This window comes from Edwardsiella sp. A.80236 (assembly GCF_044540725.1).
Taxonomy (GTDB): domain Bacteria; phylum Pseudomonadota; class Gammaproteobacteria; order Enterobacterales; family Enterobacteriaceae; genus Edwardsiella; species Edwardsiella tarda.
Genome location: NZ_JBIUCY010000022.1, coordinates 1 through 19,696 on the forward strand (window position 1 = coordinate 1; position 19,696 = coordinate 19,696).

At 53.5% G+C, this 19,696-nt stretch carries 17 protein-coding genes; 6 read left to right on the plus strand and 11 right to left on the minus strand.

Annotation, left to right across the window (positions count from 1 at the left end; all coding sequences use genetic code 11):
• Nucleotides 1-207: 207 nt before the first annotated feature.
• The 4 genes from murI to aphA all read right to left on the minus strand — a co-directional run bounded on the left by murI (nucleotide 208) and on the right by aphA (nucleotide 4,757).
• A complete protein-coding gene (gene murI / locus ACEQFP_RS15420) occupies nucleotides 208-1,071 on the minus strand; it encodes a glutamate racemase (protein ID WP_370547104.1) in 864 nt (287 codons plus the stop codon).
• Nucleotides 1,016-2,866 carry a TonB-dependent vitamin B12 receptor BtuB gene (btuB, locus tag ACEQFP_RS15425; RefSeq protein WP_035600181.1) on the minus strand — a complete coding sequence of 617 codons (1,851 nt, stop codon included), beginning with the start codon at nucleotides 2,864-2,866 and terminating at the stop codon, nucleotides 1,016-1,018. The genes murI and btuB overlap by 56 nt, the downstream gene beginning before the upstream one ends.
• Before the next feature lie 313 nt (nucleotides 2,867-3,179).
• A complete protein-coding gene (locus tag ACEQFP_RS15430; protein WP_370547571.1) occupies nucleotides 3,180-4,004 on the minus strand; it encodes a 5'-nucleotidase, lipoprotein e(P4) family in 825 nt (274 codons plus the stop codon).
• 27 nt (nucleotides 4,005-4,031) lie between these two features.
• Nucleotides 4,032-4,757, minus strand: a complete 726-nt coding sequence (gene aphA / locus ACEQFP_RS15435; RefSeq protein ID WP_005280643.1) for an acid phosphatase AphA — start codon at nucleotides 4,755-4,757, stop codon at nucleotides 4,032-4,034.
• A gap of 237 nt (nucleotides 4,758-4,994) precedes the next feature.
• On the opposite strand from aphA, the gene ACEQFP_RS15440 reads away from it, so the two are divergent.
• Nucleotides 4,995-6,128, plus strand: a complete 1,134-nt coding sequence (locus ACEQFP_RS15440; protein WP_035600183.1) for a porin — start codon at nucleotides 4,995-4,997, stop codon at nucleotides 6,126-6,128.
• Nucleotides 6,129-6,515: 387 nt separating this feature from the next.
• Complete coding sequence (gene trmA / locus ACEQFP_RS15445; RefSeq protein ID WP_370547105.1) at nucleotides 6,516-7,616, plus strand: tRNA (uridine(54)-C5)-methyltransferase TrmA; 1,101 nt, start codon at nucleotides 6,516-6,518, stop codon at nucleotides 7,614-7,616.
• 50 nt (nucleotides 7,617-7,666) lie between these two features.
• Here the strand turns inward: trmA and ACEQFP_RS15450 are convergent, their stop codons facing one another.
• Both ACEQFP_RS15450 and fabR read right to left on the minus strand, forming a co-directional pair.
• The gene (locus ACEQFP_RS15450; protein WP_005280634.1) at nucleotides 7,667-8,062 is read right to left on the minus strand and encodes a YijD family membrane protein; all 396 of its coding nucleotides are present in this window, start codon (nucleotides 8,060-8,062) and stop codon (nucleotides 7,667-7,669) included.
• Between the two features lie 8 nt (nucleotides 8,063-8,070).
• Complete coding sequence (gene fabR / locus ACEQFP_RS15455; protein ID WP_005297440.1) at nucleotides 8,071-8,748, minus strand: HTH-type transcriptional repressor FabR; 678 nt, start codon at nucleotides 8,746-8,748, stop codon at nucleotides 8,071-8,073.
• Nucleotides 8,749-8,998: 250 nt separating this feature from the next.
• Between fabR and sthA the strand changes: the two genes are divergently transcribed.
• Nucleotides 8,999-10,399: a Si-specific NAD(P)(+) transhydrogenase gene (sthA, locus tag ACEQFP_RS15460; RefSeq protein WP_005280628.1), complete on the plus strand. Its 1,401-nt coding sequence runs from the start codon at nucleotides 8,999-9,001 to the stop codon at nucleotides 10,397-10,399.
• On the opposite strand, the gene oxyR is transcribed toward sthA, so the two are convergent.
• Entirely contained in the window at nucleotides 10,382-11,305 is a 924-nt protein-coding gene (gene oxyR / locus ACEQFP_RS15465) for a DNA-binding transcriptional regulator OxyR (RefSeq protein WP_005280624.1), read from the minus strand. The genes sthA and oxyR overlap by 18 nt on opposite strands.
• A 138-nt stretch (nucleotides 11,306-11,443) precedes the next feature.
• On the opposite strand from oxyR, the gene ACEQFP_RS15470 reads away from it, so the two are divergent.
• Both ACEQFP_RS15470 and ACEQFP_RS15475 read left to right on the plus strand, forming a co-directional pair.
• Nucleotides 11,444-12,172 (plus strand): glutathione peroxidase, encoded by a 729-nt coding sequence (locus ACEQFP_RS15470; RefSeq protein ID WP_370547106.1) that lies wholly within the window; start codon nucleotides 11,444-11,446, stop codon nucleotides 12,170-12,172.
• A gap of 94 nt (nucleotides 12,173-12,266) precedes the next feature.
• Nucleotides 12,267-13,715, plus strand: coding sequence for a dihydrolipoyl dehydrogenase (locus tag ACEQFP_RS15475; RefSeq protein WP_047060685.1), 1,449 nt, complete (start codon nucleotides 12,267-12,269; stop codon nucleotides 13,713-13,715).
• Between the two features lie 78 nt (nucleotides 13,716-13,793).
• On the opposite strand, the gene argH is transcribed toward ACEQFP_RS15475, so the two are convergent.
• From argH to argC, 4 genes are all read right to left on the minus strand, one after another.
• Nucleotides 13,794-15,167 (minus strand): argininosuccinate lyase, encoded by a 1,374-nt coding sequence (gene argH / locus ACEQFP_RS15480; protein ID WP_005297434.1) that lies wholly within the window; start codon nucleotides 15,165-15,167, stop codon nucleotides 13,794-13,796.
• A gap of 78 nt (nucleotides 15,168-15,245) precedes the next feature.
• The gene (locus ACEQFP_RS15485; protein WP_035596740.1) at nucleotides 15,246-16,460 is read right to left on the minus strand and encodes an argininosuccinate synthase; all 1,215 of its coding nucleotides are present in this window, start codon (nucleotides 16,458-16,460) and stop codon (nucleotides 15,246-15,248) included.
• A 39-nt stretch (nucleotides 16,461-16,499) separates the two neighbouring features.
• Entirely contained in the window at nucleotides 16,500-17,273 is a 774-nt protein-coding gene (gene argB, locus ACEQFP_RS15490) for an acetylglutamate kinase (protein ID WP_005280610.1), read from the minus strand.
• Nucleotides 17,274-17,303: 30 nt separating this feature from the next.
• Nucleotides 17,304-18,326: an N-acetyl-gamma-glutamyl-phosphate reductase gene (argC, locus tag ACEQFP_RS15495; RefSeq protein ID WP_370547107.1), complete on the minus strand. Its 1,023-nt coding sequence runs from the start codon at nucleotides 18,324-18,326 to the stop codon at nucleotides 17,304-17,306.
• A 203-nt stretch (nucleotides 18,327-18,529) separates the two neighbouring features.
• On the opposite strand from argC, the gene argE reads away from it, so the two are divergent.
• Nucleotides 18,530-19,681: an acetylornithine deacetylase gene (gene argE, locus ACEQFP_RS15500; RefSeq protein ID WP_370547108.1), complete on the plus strand. Its 1,152-nt coding sequence runs from the start codon at nucleotides 18,530-18,532 to the stop codon at nucleotides 19,679-19,681.
• The last annotated feature ends 15 nt before the right edge of the window (nucleotides 19,682-19,696 follow it).

The following is a 19,696-nucleotide window of genomic DNA, read 5'->3' on the forward strand; positions in this document are numbered from 1 at the left end:
TCGTCGGCGTGGGCTGCGTATATTACGCTTTTCGCCCGCAGAGTCAAGCATTTATTTTTGCTTTCTCTGCCTGACTGAGCGACGTTGTTGTCGTTGTTCCCGGTCAGTGGTGGCGCATTATAGGGACTTCTCGCGAGGTGACAAGTCCTAATTTTAAAAAAATCGCGCGACAGGGCAACTTTTCAGCAACTCGGTATAAATCGCCGCTTATATGGACAATTCTTCGAGTGCATCGAAACCCTGCTGGCATAAAACGGGCAATAATGCCGCTGTTTGTGCATCACAATGCGTCGCATAGGCGACATTACGCCGATCAGTTCCAGTCAGAGTTGGCTGATTGGCAATCAGCCAAGCAACCCGACGCGCAATCGCGGCACCCGAATCGACCATCCGCGTTCCTACCGGTAATACTTGAGCCAATTCCGCACGTAACAACGGGAAATGGGTACAGCCTAGTACGACCGTATCCGGTGGCTCAGCCATGGTGAGCCATGGGCGCAAAATCGCACGCAGCCGTTGTAGTTCTACTGCCTCACCATGTAACTTAGCCTCGGCAATCTCGACCAACTCGGCCGAGCCTAACATCTTAATCTGGCAATCAGCCGCAAAACGAGCGACGAGTTCATGCGTGTAGGCACGTTGAACGGTGGCGCGCGTCGCCAATAGGCCGACGATCCCATTACGTGTCAGTTTCGCCGCAGGCTTGATAGCGGGAACCACACCCACGACCGGAAAAGAAAAACGCTCGCGCAATGCCGGTAATACAATGGTACTCGCTGTATTACACGCCACAACCATAGCCGATAGCGCATGACGCCGTTGAATCGCCTCAACGATCAGTAGCACCCGCTCGGTAATAAATGCAGCCTCTTTCTCCCCATAAGGGAAGCCTTGGTTATCGAATGCATAGATATAGTGGAGATCCGGCAATAAGGCTTGGATCTCTTGATAAACGGAAAGCCCACCGACCCCAGAGTCGAACACCAGCACGGTGGGCTTGGCAGTGGCTACATCATCAGAAGGTGTAGCTACCGGAGAGATAATATTCCCGTCCTGCGGTTTGGTAGCCATAAGCGGTTTGGTAATTTTTATCCAGAAGATTACCAATTCTACCACGAACCGTCAGTTGAGATGTAACAGGATAAGAGGCCGAAACGTCCATCGTACTATAACTCGGAAGTTTTCCACCGGGAGCCGAGCTATCATTACGGCGGCCATAATATTGGTAGGCTAGATCCATCTCCAGCGACCCCATTGCCCAATCCAATTGATACTTACCTTGATGACGGGAACGGCGTGGCAATAGCTCGCCTGTCTTATCATCTCGAGGATCGATATATTGCAAAGTAATCCGATGACTCACTACCCAAGTATCAAAACTGCCGACCCACTCCACCCCCTTAATCGTCGCTGAGTCAATGTTAAGGTACTGCCCTTGTTGGGTATCAGGATCGCTAAAATAGGTGATCAGATTACGCACCTGATTACGATAAGCCGAAAGTTGCCAATCCAACGGACCACTCAACCCACTTAATCCCAGCTCCCATTGGCGAGACTCTTCTGGACGCAAGTCTGGGTTACTCTTGATATTCATCCGATCGGCACCGAACTGTTGCCCCAAAGAGGGTGACAGAAAACCGGTACCATAGGAGAGCGTCGCTCGGTAGCCAGAGGCAAACTCCCAACCGGCCGCGCTCTGCCAGGTACCATGCCAGCCAAATTGCTGATCATTATCCGCTCGTCCGGAGGCCTCGAGTGTCACGCTACCCACTTTGTGTTGGCCGCTCAGATAAAACCCTGTGTCGTAGCGCTGGTAATGTTGCTTCTTCTGGATATCCGATGAGATCAAGCGTTGCTGCTGCCAGTCGGCACCGGCACTCAGCATACCGCTGTCGAAACGGTAGGTATTACCCCATTGCAGGTTATACTGGCGCAGATCATCCAGTGAACTCCCCTTACCATAGCGACCATAGACCGGACCGTAGTTATAGTCTTTAACACGCTGGTAAGCCGCGATTAACTGCGAAGCATAGACTCCAGACTGATAGCGCAGCCCCATATCATAGCTATGATTGTAAAGCTGACGCTGGGTACCACTACTCGCCTTACCATATTTCCCCGCATCGTAATCCGAGGCATCGCTATAGCCATGGCCACGGACAAAACCTGACCACGCCTGCGTAAAACGATGCTCGACCCCTCCCCATAGCACCTTATTACGGAAACCATCACGGTCACCGTCAGGTGCATAAGGGGAATCGGGCTTCACATTAAATCCTTCCGTCGATTGGAAGGCACCAGCCAAGGAGAGTGTTGTATTCCCTAACTGCTGGCGTACCCCGGCATCATATTGCTGATAATGATTCGAACCAGTCCCGATCCCCAACCTCGCCCCCGGCTCCGCATCCAGTGTAATGATATTAATCACACCACCGATGGCCCCAGAACCGTAAACTGCCGAACGCGGCCCACGGATATATTCGATACGCTGCACCATGGCAATAGGGATCTTGTTCAATGCGGCAACATTACTGATCCCCGGGCGCGCCAGCGGAATACCGTCCAGCAGGATGAGAGCCTGCCGCGCTTCGCTACCACGCAGATAAAGCGTGGAGTTCTGACCTAACCCCCCATTTTGGGCGATGTCGACCCCCGGTAGACGGCGCATTACCTCATCGAGGCTCTTCGATTGCCAACGCTCGATCTCATCGCGCGTCACCACATCCATTGGTGCCAACACCGTCGATACGGGCTGGCTAAAACGGCTCGCGGTTACGACCATGTCACTCGACGCGGCCAGCGCAACGTTAGGCATAGCGACGACCGTAAGCGGCAACCACGCAATAACCGGATATTTGTTATTCATTATGATATGACCCTACTTTTCATCTCAGCGTAAAGGGTTGGCGCCCTGCCACCAACCCCAAAAAAAACGAGGCATTCTACCCGTCACACGCTAGTAGGGATACTCTCAAACGTATGCAATCTCGCCAACGATTGGCGTCATAATAGGGAAATAGAAGGGCAATGAGAGAATTATATGAGGCTCAACGCAATCAACATCATTTTCGACTAAAATAACGATTAATCAGTCGAGTTTTTAGTGACAAAAAAATGTGCTGGTGATAGCACATAATAGGTCATTAAAGGCGCCGAAATCGGCGCCCAGTACAGGAGGTTTACTGTACCGACGGATGCCAAGCCGACAGGTTAGCATCACGGATCTTCAACTTCCCGGCGGCAGACTGTTGCCAATAACCCGGTGCCATTCCCCCCTCCCAATCACCATAAGAGGGATTGGGTAGAATAATAAACTGCGTACCGAATTTCTGGTGATTCTCCGCCACAAACCCCTTACGCTGCGCGTTAGCCTGGTGATAAGTCTCACCAGTAAAGTCATTCAGGTTATCGCCGACGAACAACACCGGGTAATAACCCATTTCGCTCACCCGCTTGAAACGAGCGACCTTGTTACTACCGCTGCTATCTTTTAGCAACAATGTCTGTGCGCTGATATCAGGAAAACCCTGAGCTTTCAGATTGGCCTCAGTGCTCGCTAAGCCCTGCTGAGTGCGGTTGGAGATATAGAAGACACGTCCACCATGATCGAGCACGAAGTGCGCAAAGGAAGCCGCGCCCGGTAGTGCCTTCGCCTGGCGTGCCTCTACCCACTTATCCCAATCCGCCTCGCTGAAACTGCGCGACTGTTTAATCTGCCATGCCGCATAGGGCGTGTTATCCAACATCGTTTCATCGATATCGACGATCACCGCCTTCTTACTCCCCTTCGGGGCCGGATTATTGAGAAATGCTGTTTTCGCTACATTGAACGCCTGCCAGGACAACGCCTGATACTCACCTGACTGCTGCATCCAGTTAACAGCCAGCGTTGCCTGAGATGACAGTTGCTGTTGTGCACTCTGCTGCGCATCCTTAGGATGGGCGGCGCAACCGGCCAACACCATCATGGCGGCGGCCAGACTCAATTTAAATGCATGCTTCATCATGTCCTCTTATCTTTATGCCGCCGATCAGTATTGGGAGTTAATGATTACTTTTTCACCAAATACACCATTTTTCGGCATCGGCTTATTAGTGGAGTTCAATGGACGTAATACACGGATACCTTCGGCCCCCGCTTTTCGCGCATCAAGGATATCGTTATCAGAATCACCATAGAACATAGTGATATGATGTTTCTGCATATATTCAACCTTCGCATCGGGCTTCGTCCCGGCGAAAATAACCTTATTCAGCTGATTATCCGGAATCTTAAAGTCATCTTTCAGCGTTTGCGTTAAATCTTCTTTCCCATTAGAGGGCATCGGCCGACCCGTAATAAAATAAACATGATCGCCACGTTTTAAATGCAACTCCATCAATGCACGACCTGAATCTTTCGGAATAGAGAAGCGATCCCAACCGCTACTGCTTACCTCATCCCAGAACGTTTGATTCTTCAAAAAGGCATTGCTATCCGGAGAGAATTTTTGCTTACCATAGAAAAATGCCGGGCTAGAGAAAAGTAACGTATCATCAATATCAAACCCGACACTAATCGGTGCCTTACCCTTCAGGCTCTCGGCAACTTGCTCAATAGAGATCCAATGAATAGGGTATTGCTGTGTCAACTGCGTCAATGTAGCCCCTAGATTGGGCTGGCTAGCGACCTCGGTAGCGAAAAGCGTCGGCGAGCAAAAGAGGCTAGATGTAGCGATAACCAAGGCTAACAACGATTTTTTTTTGCTTATAGACATAGCAGTAATCTCTGGTGATTTTTTGTGAAGAAGACCGAGTGGAGTTTTTAAAATTCTATCGATTCAAGCCTAATGATTAACGTGACCATGATCTCTGTTTAAAGATATTCATGATACAAATAGACTTAAATACGTGACATTCATCACAAAAATGTGCCCATTTTTTATATAATCATAAAAAAAGCAACACTCTTGCTACCTATTTTAATAACTTTATGTAATCACTTTCGGGAATCAATGATGAATAAGATCCGCTCGCTTATGGTATTATCAACCATAAGCTGCATGGGTATGTTACCGCTCATTTCACAGGCTGCTGAAATTTATAACAAGGATGGCAACCGGGTTTATTTAGATGGTTCATTTAAGGTCCGTCACTATTTCTCATCTGATAATCATATCGCGGGCGATCAATCTAAAGTTAAATTTACTCTACGCGGTGAAACCAAAATTAACGACTTGATGATTGGTTATGCCCGTTGGGAATATAACGTTAAATTAAATCAATCAGAAAGCACCTACCGTAATAGAAACACCACTCGTATCGGCTATGCCGGCGTCGGCTTCGGACAATACGGAAGTTTTGATTATGGTCGAAACTACGGCATCCTCAACGATATTAATGGCTGGACTGGTGCCCCAGTACCTGTCTTCGGTGGACTATCCTATGATGGTATCGATAACTTTATGACTTATCGTACCAACAACGTCGCCACCTACCGCAACCGTAATATTTTTAATCTCGTCGAGGGATTAGACTTCGCCCTACAAGTCCAAGGTAAAAACGATGGCTGGAACGATCCGGAAAATCAGATTGGGCCATTGAGCAATAACCCTCGCGGCGTGGCTCACCAGAATGGTAATGGCGTCGGGACCTCCCTAGTCTATCACTTCACTAATGGTCTCAGTATCGGTAGCTCATACGCCAATTCAGCCCGAACGCTGGAGCAGCGTGAAGATCAGTTAGGTAAGCGCGCCACGGGATGGAACGTCGGTGCCAAATATGACAACCATAATGTGTATCTGGCTGCTATCTATGGCGAAGTCAAAAATATGCACTACATCGGTAAACAGGATGGCTTCGCTCCCAAGGCGCGTGGTTATGAGCTGTTAGCACAATACCAGTTCGACTGCGGCCTGAAACCCTCCATCGCTTACCTAAACGGGACGGCCAAGGATCTGAAGGGCGACGCAGGCAGCAACCAAACCTACGTCAAATATCTCGACCTAGCGACGACCTATGCCTTCAATAGAAATCTAGCGTTAATCCTCGAATATAAGATTAACCTATTGGATAACAACACATTCACCCGCAACAATCACATCAGTACTGATGATATTTTTGTCACTATGCTGAACTATCGTTTCTAACAAAAGCCCCGGCTGGCGAGTATCGACTCTCGCCAGCACTCTCCGCATCCCGATATTATCTCGCGTAGCCATGTAGCCATGTAGTCATGTAGTCATGTAGTCATGTAGTCATGGGGAGCGGTAATACAATGCGTGGCGGAAGGCAATGCCGTTCCCCCCAAAACTAGCATCACTATGGCCACCCCGCCTGGCAGACGGCTAATGGAAAAGCCCATCTGGGGCTGGACATCATGCGTCCATCGCCTACAATCCCAGCTTTTAGGATACCTGTCGCCATTCAAGCGCATTCCGCTTTCAGAGTGCAGCGTGTCAGTACTACCCTATCGCGGACAAACATCCGCAGCGGCGTAAACACGCTGCCTGAACCCCATGCCGATGAGAACCGATATGACACCAAGCATGCTGCCAACCGAACACTATGATGAACAGCTCCAGGAAAAGATCCACCGTTTGGCGCAGATGATGCAGCCCTTCGGCGCCCCCGCCGTTCAGGCTTTTCGCTCCCCGGCTAGCCACTACCGGATGCGTGCAGAATTCCGTATCTGGCATGAGGGTGACGATCTATACCACATCATGTTTGACGCTCAGACTAAACGACGTATCCGCGTCGATCAGTTCCCTGCGGCTAGCGAGCTAATCAACCGACTGATGCCCTTGCTGATCGATGCCCTACGCCCTAATCCGACGTTGCGCCACAAGTTGTTCCAGATCGATTATCTCTCGACGCGTAGCAATCAAGCCATCATCTCGCTGCTCTACCATCGCCCGCTGGATGACGCCTGGCGCCACGCTGCAAAGACGCTACGTAACCAGCTACAAGCTCAAGGGTATGATGTTCAACTGATCGGACGCGCCAGTAAAACCAAAATCTGTCTCGATCGAGATTGGGTCGATGAGGTCCTGCCGATCGCTGGACGCGACATGATCTACCGTCAGGTGGAGAATAGCTTCACCCAGCCCAACGCGGCGATCAACATCCAGATGTTAGAGTGGGCGCTGGATGCAACCCAGGATGCGCGTGGCGACTTACTGGAGCTGTATTGTGGTAATGGTAATTTCTCCCTGGCGCTGGCACGTAACTTCCGCCGCGTCCTCGCCACGGAGATCGCCAAGCCCTCTGTGGCCGCCGCACAATACAACATTACCGCCAATCAGATAGACAACGTTCAGATCATTCGTATGTCAGCCGAAGAGTTTACCCAGGCAATGCAAGGCGTTCGTGCCTTCAACCGGTTGCAAGGTATCGATCTACACAGCTATGCCTGCAATACCATCTTCGTCGACCCGCCACGTAGCGGCCTAGACGCAGAGACGCTCAACATGGTGCAAGGCTATCCTCAGATCTTATACATCTCCTGTAATCCTGAGACATTGTGCGCCAATCTCCAGACTCTCAGTCAGAGCCATCGCATGACACGCCTGGCACTGTTTGACCAGTTTCCCTATACCCACCACATGGAGTGCGGCGTACTGCTTGAGCGCCGTTAAGTTCAAAAAAATCGGGCAGCCAATAGGCTGCCCGAGTCGTTGTTACCGATTCAGAGACCTTTATCGTCATCATCCTCATCATCCCGCTCCTGTGCGATACGATCGCGCTGTTTCTTGATGCGTACGCCGATCCACAACACCAGCACCACGCACAGCAAGGAGGGGAGAAAATTGGAACCGATAGCCGGATACTCGACACGAATCAAGGTGCTATAAAACAGCAGACCGAGTAAGAAGCAAGACGAGGAGAGCATCGGCATGCCTTCCGGCATGGCAACGTTGAGATAACGTTGGTGCAGGCAATAGGCGGAGAGCACCAAGGCCAACAGTGGAAAAATAGAAAAAGGCACCACGCTGCTAAACAGCGCAGAGAATGAGCCGCTAATGGATAAGCCTGCCACGGTAGACAGGATCAGCGTTCCTATATCAAGACGACGTTTACTCATCTCCTCCCCTATGACTTATGATGGTGAATGCTACCTTCGGCACCTTCGGCGAGCTGTAGCTGCGCCAGATGTGCCTTTTCCTGCTCACGACGATACCAGTAGTACACCCCTTTAGAAATCATCCGCAGCTGTAGCACTAGGCGCTCTTCCAGCTGGCGTCGTTGCTCGTTATCGATATCTAACGCCTCAGCACCCGCGCTAAACACAATGGTAACCATTGCCTCGGCCTGTGCTTCGGTAAAACTGCGCGGCATGTGGTTTTCGATTTCCAGATAATCGGCAAGTTCCGCAATAAAATGCTGAATTTCACGTTGAACCGCCGCACGAAATGCAGCAGAGGTCCCTGAGCGCTCACGTAACAAGAGACGAAACGCATTCGGATTATTGCCGATAAACTCCATGAAGGTCGCAACCGAGGTGCGGATCACACTGCCGCCCTTGGCGATGCGCTGACGTGCCTGGCGCATCAACTGGCGCAACATCAAGCCGCTCTCATCCACCATGGTCAAACCCAACTCATCCACATCGCGGAAATGACGGTAAAATGAGGTCGGCGCGATCCCCGCCTCGCGTGACACTTCTCGCAGGCTCAGACTCGCGAAACTGCGCTCGGCACTAAGCTGATTAAATGCCGCCTCGATGAGGGAACGGCGGGTCCGTTCTTTTTGTTGTGCCCTAACGCCCATAGGTTTACCCGTTACTCTCTTCATATCTGGCCTTCCGGCAGGCACGCCGTGTGTCCCACCATCGTCTCACTATATCAAACTTAGCTACACCACGCTGGATTAACCATCGCCTCGATCCTCGGCGAGGCTATTCCATCATTACCTACTAATCATAAATATTTCTTATATAAATAATGAGGATGATTGGGCTACATAGTATTCCATGTTAAGATGCCGTTGTGGTTTTGTATAAAAAAAGGCCTACTCTAACATGCAACAGCATTTCCGTTTTGACGCCATTGTGATTGGTTCAGGTCCCGGAGGTGAAGGCGCCGCCATGGGATTGGTTAAACAAGGGGCGCGCGTTGCCGTGATCGAACGGCAATTCAGCGTCGGTGGAGGATGTACCCACTGGGGCACCATCCCTTCGAAAGCCCTACGTCATGCAGTAAGTCGTATCATTGAGTTTAACCAAAACCCGCTTTACAGCGACAATACCCGCCTAATCAGTGCCACTTTCCCCGATATCCTACGTCACGCCGATAGCGTAATTAATCAACAAACCCGCATGCGCCAGGGGTTTTATGAACGTAATCATTGCCAACTATTCTACGGCCAAGCGCGATTTATCGATGCGCATACGCTAAGCGTGACCTATGCGGATGGTAGCAGCGACACACTCACGGCGGATAACATCGTCATCGCTTGCGGCTCGCGCCCCTATCACCCGCAAGAGATCGATTTCAGCCACCCCCGCATCTACGACAGTGACTCCATCCTTAATCTCCATCACGAACCTAGCCATATCATCATCTATGGCGCCGGCGTAATCGGTTGTGAGTATGCCTCGATCTTCCGTGGCCTCAACGTCAAAGTCGATCTGATTAATACCCGCGATCGCCTCCTCTCTTTCTTGGATCAGGAGATGTCAGACTCGCTCTCCTATCACTTCTGGAATAACGGCGTAGTCATCCGCCACAACGAGGAGTTTGAACAAATTGAGGGGCTGGATGATGGGGTGATCGTTCACCTGCGATCCGGCAAAAAGGTGAAGGCAGACTGCCTGTTGTTCGCTAACGGTCGTACCGGGAATACCGACGGGCTACAGCTAGAGGCGGTCGGATTATCCGCCGATAAACGCGGTCAACTCAACGTGAACGCCCGTTACCAGACCGACGTACCGCATATTTATGCCGTCGGGGATGTCATCGGCTATCCTAGCCTAGCCTCGGCCGCCTATGACCAAGGACGTATCGCCGCCCAAGTCATTACTCGCGGTCAAGCGCATACCCATCTTATCGAAGATATCCCTACCGGTATCTACACCATTCCAGAGATCAGCTCCGTCGGTAAAACGGAACAGGAGCTGACGGCGATGAAGATCCCCTATGAGGTCGGTCGCTCGCAGTTTAAGCATCTGGCTCGCGCACAGATAGCGGGGATGAATGTCGGTGGGTTAAAAATCCTGTTCCATCGTGATACTAAGCAGATTCTAGGCATTCACTGCTTTGGTGAGCGCGCCGCCGAGATTATCCACATCGGCCAAGCGATCATGGAACAGAAGGGGGAAGGCAATACTATCGAATATTTCGTCAATACTACCTTCAACTACCCGACCATGGCCGAAGCCTATCGCGTCGCGGCACTAAACGGGTTAAACCGCCTGTTTTAATGCTTCACGCTGGTTCATCACCTCTTGCATATGCTCGCGGATCGCCTCCGCGAGCTGTTCATAGCGCGCGCGTAAAGGTGAACCAGGACGATAGACCAGAGCGATAGTTCGCTTCGGTTCCGGCTTATAACAGGGGAGATAACTCACTCCATCACGCTGCCGCTCGATGGGCACCGCCAGATCGGGCAAGAGTGTGATACCACTGCCGGCAGCCACCATATTACGCAGTGTCTCCAGACTGGTAGCCCGGAAGTGGGTATCCTCATCGGCACCGGCCTCAAAACAGAAGCCCATCGCCTGATCGCGCAAACAGTGACCATCCTCCAACATCAACAGATGTTCCCCCGCCAACTCCGGCATCGCGATACGCTCTTTCCTCGCCCAAGGGTGATCGCTATACACCGCCAGCGTCATCGGCTCATCAAATAGCGGGATCTCGATAAACGCCTCTGTCTCCTTGACCAAGGCCAGGATGGCACAATCCAGCTTACCGCTATCTAACTGCGCCAGTAGTTGAGCAGTCTGAGCCTCATGCAGATACATCTCTAATTTAGGGAAGGCCTGGTGTAGCATGGGGATGATCTGCGGCAACAGGTAGGGTCCAACCGTCGGGATCAACCCAATGTGTAACGGACCGGACATCGCCTCACCCTGCTGACTGGCCATCTCCTTCAGCACCTTGACCTCGCGCAACACGGTACGTGCCTGCTCGACCAACAGTAGACCTGCCTGCGTAAACAATACCTTACGACTGGTCCGTTCCAACAGCATGACCCCAAGCTCATCTTCTAGCTTACGGATTTGACCGCTTAACGTTGGCTGGCTGACATGGCACGAATCAGCCGCCCGTCGAAAGTGGCGATGCTCTGCCAACGCCACCAGATACTCCAAATCCCGGATATTCATGTTTCCCCCGCAACAGATAGCAAGCACCGATGAATAAGATAGCAATGAACGATTAGAACTATCAAGAGGGAGTCTCAATAATGAATGATAAGTAACAGGCCATAACGTCGTTTTGTTTCCGAGAAAAGGTTGTCATGCATGTTTAGCAGTCAAGAAGGCAAAAGAGTCCCACAGGTTACCTTTCATACTCATCAAGGTGATCAATGGATCGAAGTGACCAGCGATGAACTGTTCCGTGACCAACGCGTCATCGTTTTTTCATTGCCGGGAGCATTCACACCAACTTGCTCTTCAAGCCACTTACCACGCTACAACGAATTGGCGCCTATCTTCCAGCAGTATGGTATAGACCGCATTCTCTGCGTATCCGTCAACGATGCTTTCGTCATGGAAGCATGGAAAGAGGCGCAGAAGGCCGAGCATGTGACATTCTTGCCGGACGGAGAGGGCCACTTTACCCGTGGCATGAACATGATGGTCGAGAAGTCCGAACAAAGCTTCGGTCCGCGCGCCTGGCGTTACTCCATGTTGGTCTGTGACGGCGTGATAGAGAAAATGTTCATCGAGCCTGATACCTTGGACGATCCCTTCCAGGTTTCCGACGCCGATACGATGCTGAACTACCTCGCACCGGAACATCAACTACAGCCCTCGATTGCACTCTTCACAAAACCCGATTGCCCTTACTGCGCCAAGGCAAAGCAGTTACTCCGCGATAGAGGCCTTCAATATGAAGAGATCTCCCTAGGTCGAGACGCAACACTGGTCAGCCTGCGCGCCGTCACGGGGCGAGCGACGGTTCCACAAGTCTTTATCGGCGGCCGACATATTGGCGGCAGCGATGATTTGGAGCATTACCTGCAATAGGCTTAATAACGATAGAGCCATCCATGGCTCATGAAAGCCAACACATTGGCGGGGCTTGCCCCGCCTTTTTTTTCTGCGCATGAGGAATCACACGATGAAAGAATTACATGTCGATGTGGCCGTTATCGGCGGTGGCACCGCCGGTCTGGGCGCCTACCGTGCCGCCAAGCGCCATACTCCACATGTCGTCATGATCGAAGGCGGCCCCTTTGGCACCACCTGTGCCCGCGTAGGCTGCATGCCATCAAAATTGCTGATCGCGGCGGCGGAAGCGGCTCATCAGATAGCCCGAGCTCCCGCCTTTGGAGTCCATCCCCAAGGCGAGATCCATATCGATGGCCGGGCGGTAATGGATCGCGTCAAGCGTGAACGCGATCGCTTCGTGGGCTTTGTAATGGAAGGAGTCGAGAGTATCCCCGCCGAAGATAAGATCATGGGCTATGCCCGCTTCCTCGATGAGCATACCCTACAGGTCGATGACCACACTCGCCTCCACGCACAACGCATCGTGATCGCCACTGGTTCACGCCCGACTTGGCCTACGGATTGGAACGCGCTGGGCGATCGCTTGATCGTCAACGACGATCTGTTCGCCTGGGATACCCTGCCACGCGCCGTTGCCGTCTTCGGCCCGGGTGTTATTGGCCTCGAACTGGGACAGGCCTTGCACCGCTTAGGCGTAGAGATCAAAGTATTCGGTATCGGTGGAGCGGTAGGGCCGCTGACAGACGATGCGGTGCGCCGCTATGCGGCCACAACATTGAGCGAGGCGTTCTATCTCGATCCTGATGTAGATATCGAGATGATGCAGCGCGAGGGCGATCAGGTGTGTATCCGCTATCGCGATCGCAACGGCCAGATGCAAACGTGCCGAGTAGACTATGTATTAGCCGCCACCGGACGACGCCCTAATGTCGATAACCTCGGCTTAGAGAATACCCGTCTACAACGAGATGCACGCGGTGTTCCCATAGCTGACCCACTAACCATGCAGACCAGCGCCGCACATATCTTCATCGCCGGCGACGCCAGCAACCAATTACCCTTGTTGCATGAGGCCAGCGACCAAGCCCGGATCGCCGGTGACAATGCCGGTCGCTACCCGCAAATCCGCCCCGGCCTGCGCCGTAGCCCGCTTTCGGTGGTCTTTTCCGATCCGCAGATCGCCATGGTCGGTGCTACGTTCCGTGAGCTGAACGAAAAATATGGTGCCTGCGGTTGCTTCGCCGTCGGCGAAGTCTCCTTTGAGGATCAGGGCCGTTCCCGCGTGATGCTACGTAACCAAGGGTTGTTACACGTATACGGCGAGCAAGGCAGTGGTCGTTTCCTTGGGGCCGAGATGATTGGCCCGGATGCAGAGCACCTCGCCCATCTGCTCGCCTGGGCCCACCAGCAGCAACTGACTATCGACCAGATGTTGGATATGCCGTTCTACCATCCGGTGATCGAAGAGGGGCTGCGTACCGCCCTGCGCGACCTGCAAAGCCAACTACACCTCGGTGATGACGAGATCGAACGCTGCCTACGTTGCCCCGGAGAGTAGTGAGTTCAGGATAGAGATCCACCGCCTCAATGATCGAGCAGCACCCTCAGGCGCCGCTCATTCTCACGACACGGAGTCTCACCCTAAACGGCGCTGTGCCTCGGCAATGGCTTGCGCCACCTGCTGTGGTGCCACGCCACCACGGGCGCAACGCTTAGCCAGACACGACGCCAACGCTAACGTTGCATAAACATCCTCGCCGATCACCGGGCTAAAGGCTTGCAGCGTCGCCAGCGGCAAGGCCTCCAACGGTTTACCCTGCGCCAGGGCCGCCACCACCACCTCACCGACGATATGATGTGCCTCACGGAATGGCACACCCTTGGCGACTAAGTAATCTGCCAGCTCCGTGGCATTCGCATAACCTTGCTGCGCCGCCTCGGTACAACGCGGACGTTTTACCTGCAGATCGACTAACACCAGGCCCGCCATATGCAGACAGTCGAGCCAAGTATCGAGGGCATCAAACAATCCCTCCTTGTCCTCCTGCATATCTTTGTTATAAGCCAAGGGTAAGCCTTTTAGGGTCATCATCATGCCGCTCAACGCACCCTGCACCCGACCACATTTCCCCCGGATCAACTCCAAAGCATCGGGATTCTTCTTCTGTGGCATCAGCGACGAGCCGGAAGTCACCCGATCCGACAGCTCGATGAAGCCAGCCTCGCCACTGTTAAAGAAGATCAGATCTTCCGCAAAGCGCGACAGATGTACCATGCTGATGGCCGCGGTAGATAGCAACTCGAGGACATGATCACGATCGGAGACACTGTCCAGGCTATTACGCGTCGCCGCCGCGAACCCTAACCAGCCCGCCAACTGCTCACGATCGATGGGATAAGCGGTACCAGCCAAAGCCCCGCACCCCAATGGGCTGCTATCTAAGCGGCGCAACGCATCCGCCAACCGACTTTCGTCACGCGCCAGCATCTCCACATAGGCCAGACACCAGTGTGCAAAGGTGATCGGCTGGGCACGCTGCAAATGGGTATAACCCGGCATCACTGCATCCTGATGTTGCTCCGCGCAGCTGATCAACGCCTGCTGTAGCGCCTGCAATGCCTGACACAACAGCGCCCCCTGCGCCTTGCACCACAGTTTAAGATCGGTCGCGACCTGATCGTTACGACTGCGACCGGTATGCAGCTTCTTCCCAAGATCACCGACTTTCCCGATCAGTTGCTGCTCCACCCAACTGTGAATATCCTCGGCATCACTGTGTAGCATCGCCTGTGGCTCGGCGCGCACCTCCTCTAACAGGGCTGCCAGCGCCTGGGCCAATGTCTGCTGCTCTTGCTGCGTCAACACGCCGACATCGACCAACGCTCGTGACCACGCCAGGGAGCCGATGATATCTTGCTCTGCTAAACGATAATCGAAACGCAAAGAGTCATTGAATTGTTTAAACCGTTGATCTGCTGCTTGGCTAAAACGCCCACCCCAAAGTGCCATCGTGCCTGCTCCGTACTGTGAATACCTCATCGACGGGCCACCCTTTGGCCCGCCGATGACCTCGCTGGCTCGCGCCGATTATTTGGCGCTGTTCAACGCCCGAATACGCGATGACAGAGAGAATAAGCGGATAAAACCGCCAGCATGGCTGTGATCGTAAACGTCATCCTCACCGAAGGTTGCAAAGGCTTCGTTATACAAGCTGTTAGCCGATTTCTTCTGGATCGCCGTCGCCTGACCTTTATATAGCTTAATCACTACCTCACCGCTGACCGCCTCGGCCAAGGCGTCAGCCGCTGCCTGTAACGACTGGCGTAACGGAGCGAACCAACGCCCGTCATACACGACATAAGACATCTCCTGGCCCAACTTCTCACGCCACTGGAAGCTATCGCGATCCAAAACCAGTTGCTCCACACCGCGTAGCGCCGCCATCATGATGGTGCCCCCGGGGGTTTCATAGCAGCCGCGTGACTTGATACCGACCAGACGGTTTTCCACGATATCGATACGTCCCACACCATGACGAGCACCGATCTCGTTCAGCGTCTGCAAGCAGCCGAAGGGGGTCATCATCACACCATTGACCGACACCACCTCGCCCCGCTCGACACCGACGGTGACCAACTCTGGCTGATCCGGTGCCTCCTCCGGCGCCGTGGTCCAGACCCAGCAATCCTGATTCGCGGCATTCCACGGGCTCTCCAACACCCCACCTTCGGTAGAAATGTGCCAGGCGTTAGCGTCACGGCTGTAGATCTTCTCCAGAGTAGCCGTCGTCGGAATGTCGCGCACCTTCAGATAATCGAGCAGAGCCTCACGCGAACGCAGATCCCACTCACGCCACGGCGCCACCACCTGCAGTTGCGGCGCGAGCGCGGTATAGGTCGTCTCGAAGCGTACCTGATCATTACCCTTACCGGTCGCACCGTGGCACAGTGCATCGGCGCCGAGCTCCAGGGCCAACTCGACCTGAGCTTTAGCGATCAACGGGCGAGCCATTGAGGTTCCCAGCAGATAGCTCCCTTCATACAACGCGCCACTCTTCAGTACCGGATAAACATACTCCTTGATGAAGGTTTCACGCAGATCCACCACATAGCAGGCCGAGGCGCCAGAACGCAGCGCCTTCTGCTCGATGCCCACCAGATCCTCACGCTCCTGGCCGATATCCGCGACGAAGGCGATGACCTCGCACTCCCCGTAGTTCTCTTTCAGCCACGGGATAATGGCGGAGGTATCTAAACCACCGGAATAAGCCAGAACGATTTTGCTAATAGTTGGGGTTGCCATAGTTATTTTCCTTGTGTTCAACCGAATCATGTCGTTGTGTTAGGCGTAAATACGTGTACCGACGGCCTCGCCATTAAACAGGGCCGGTAATTTTTCGGCGCAACGCCAGCCGGCGATATCGACGGCCCGCCCTAGCGTCTGCGCGGCTTCAAGTGCGGCATTCACTTTCACCACCATGCCATCGGTGATGATGCCTTGTGCGATCAGCTGCTGTACCTTCGTCGCGCTCAGTTCGGCGATACGTTGCCCCTTGCCGTCAAGGATGCCGCTGACATCAGAGAGCAATAGTAGATCGGCCTGTAAGGTTGCGGCCAACGCCGTCGCAGCCTGATCGGCATTAACATTCAACACCATACCGTCGGCACTGATGCCGATAGAGCTAACGATCGGCAGGAACCCCGCCGCCAATAGCTGACGCACCCACTGTGGCGATCCCGGCTGCGCCGCACCCACATGACCGAGCGCCTCATCCAGGAGCGTGACCCGTACCATATCGCCGTCTGCCAGCGATAAGCCCAAGGCGGGCAAACCGTGGGCAATGGCGCAGGCTTGTAGGGTCTTATTCGCCGTCCCCGCCAATGCACCGCTGATGATGCCGATCTGATCGGCGGGCGTGACACGTAGACCATTTCTTTTCTCTACGGGGAGTTGCAGACGCGCCATCAACTCATCCACCAGACAGCCGCCGCCGTGAACGATGATGATCGGACGCTGGTCAGTACGGCGATAGCGTAGCAACGCCTGGAAAAGGCGTTCCATCGCCTGAGGGTTATCGAGTAACACACCGCCGAGTTTAATGATTAATGGATCCATAGCTGCCTCTGTCTCTCCAACTGGTTTGAATTAAAGCAGGGCGCAAGTCTGCTGAAAGCCAAAGCGTAGATTCATGCACTGCACTGCCTGGGCTGCTGCCCCTTTTAACAGGTTGTCTTCGGCGGCGATCACGATCAGATGCTCATCCTGTAAGGCGAAACCGATATCGCAATAGGGCGTGCCAGCCACCGCCCCAACCGATGGCAACGTCTCTGTATTTAGGCGCACCAGCGGCTGTTCCTGATAAGCGCGATAGAACGCCGTAGCGATCTCCGCCGCATCGACGCCGCTTTTCACCCGCAGGTGGATGGTCGCTAAGATCCCACGCGGGAAGTTCCCCAGATGGGGGGTGAAAATAACCGGTATTCCCAGATGCGCCGCGATCTCTGGCTGATGACGATGGGTGAATAGGCCATACGGTTGCAGGCTCACCTCACAAAAGCTGTTGTTCAGGCTGGCCTTGCGTCCGGCACCACTCACCCCGCTAACGGCATTGATCACCGGCCACTGCGTCGTATCAACCAAACCGGCAGCCAGCAAAGGCTTAAGTGCCAGTTGTGCCGCCGTGGGATAGCAGCCCGGCAAGGCGATCAGTTGCGCCGAACGTAGCGCGTCAGCCTGCCACTCCGCGAGGCCATAGACCGCCTGGGCTAACCATTCAGGATATTGATGAGTAAAACCGTAATATTGCGAATAAAACGCCGCCTGATTTACCCGATACGCACCCGAGAGATCGAAGACCGTACAACCCGCAGCGAGAAACTGCGGGGCTAATTGATGACTCACGGCATGATCCGTCGCCAGGAAGACCACATCCGCCAGCTCGGCCAAAGAGGCCACATCATCACTGGCAATAAGCCGTTGGTCGACCACGCCTTTTAGGCGAGGATGCAGATCGGATAAGCGCTTACCACCATCAACACTTTGCGCCGAGACGATCAAACCGGCTATGGTGATGTAGGGATGGCGCTGTAGGTAAGCGGCCAGCTCGGCACCGGTATAACCGCTGGCGCCGACGATTAACGCTCTTAAAGTCGTTGGGCTGTGGGACATTGCTGCGATAGCCTCTCTTGGTTAACGATGGATAGCGGGCGAGACACCGATCTCCCTCCGCGCCTCGTCGTTCATCCAGTTAGCCCCGCAGCCATGCCGGCATCCGGGCTTCCCTGCCTGTTTCTTTCAAACAAGCTTTAGTGTATTTTTATTCAAAATAAATGCATGAATATTGATACTATCCCCAGCAGAGGCTGTCAACATTGAATACGCAATTACCCTCATTTATCGAGCTATACCGCGCGCTTATCGCCACGCCATCCATCAGCGCCAACGATGCGGCACTGGATCAGAGTAATGAACGATTAATCAATCTGTTGGCTGGTTGGTTGAGCGATATGGGATTCCGGGTAGAAGTCCAGCCCGTTCCAGGAACAAGAAAGAAATTCAATCTGTTAGCTAGCTATGGCCAAGGGCCGGATGGGCTAATGCTCGCGGGGCATACGGATACGGTCCCCTTCGACGAGGGGCGCTGGACGCGCGATCCCTTCACCCTCAGCGAACAGGATAACAAGCTATATGGCCTTGGCACCGCCGATATGAAGGGCTTCTTCGCCTTTATCCTCGATGCGTTACGAGATATCGAACTGCATAAATTGGCAAAACCACTGTATATTCTGGCGACGGCGGACGAGGAGACATCCATGGCCGGGGCTCGCTATTTCGCGGCGAATACGGCGCTACGCCCCGCCTGCTGCATCATCGGCGAACCGACCTCCCTCAAACCGATCCGAGCACACAAAGGTCACCTCTCGGAGTCTATTCGCATCACCGGTCAATCCGGTCACTCCAGCGATCCGGCTCGTGGCATCAACGCCATCGAGATCATGCATGATGCCATCGGCCAGCTACTGACGCTGCGCAATACGCTACAACAGCGTTACCATAATCCGGCGTTTAACATTCCCTACCCGACGATAAACCTGGGGCATATCCATGGCGGTGACGCCGCTAACCGTATCTGTGCCTGCTGTGAACTCCATCTGGATATGCGCCCCCTGCCGGGGATGACGCTTAACGACCTCAATGAGTTACTCACTCAAGCCCTAGATCCCATCGTCCGCCAGTGGCCCGGACGGTTACGCATCGAATCGCTGCATCCGCCGATCCCCGGCTACGAGTGTCCACGTCATGCCCCGTTGGTACAGACAATAGAAAAATTGCTAGGCGAGCGTGCCGAGGTCGTCAACTATTGCACCGAAGCCCCGTTCCTACAGGAGATCTGTCCAACTCTGGTGCTCGGTCCCGGCTCGATTGAACAAGCGCATCAGCCGGATGAGTACCTGGCAACGGATTTTATTTTGCCAACGCGCACGCTGTTGATGCAGTTGATTCATCACTTTTGTCGGCCCTAAATGGGCCGTTAACTG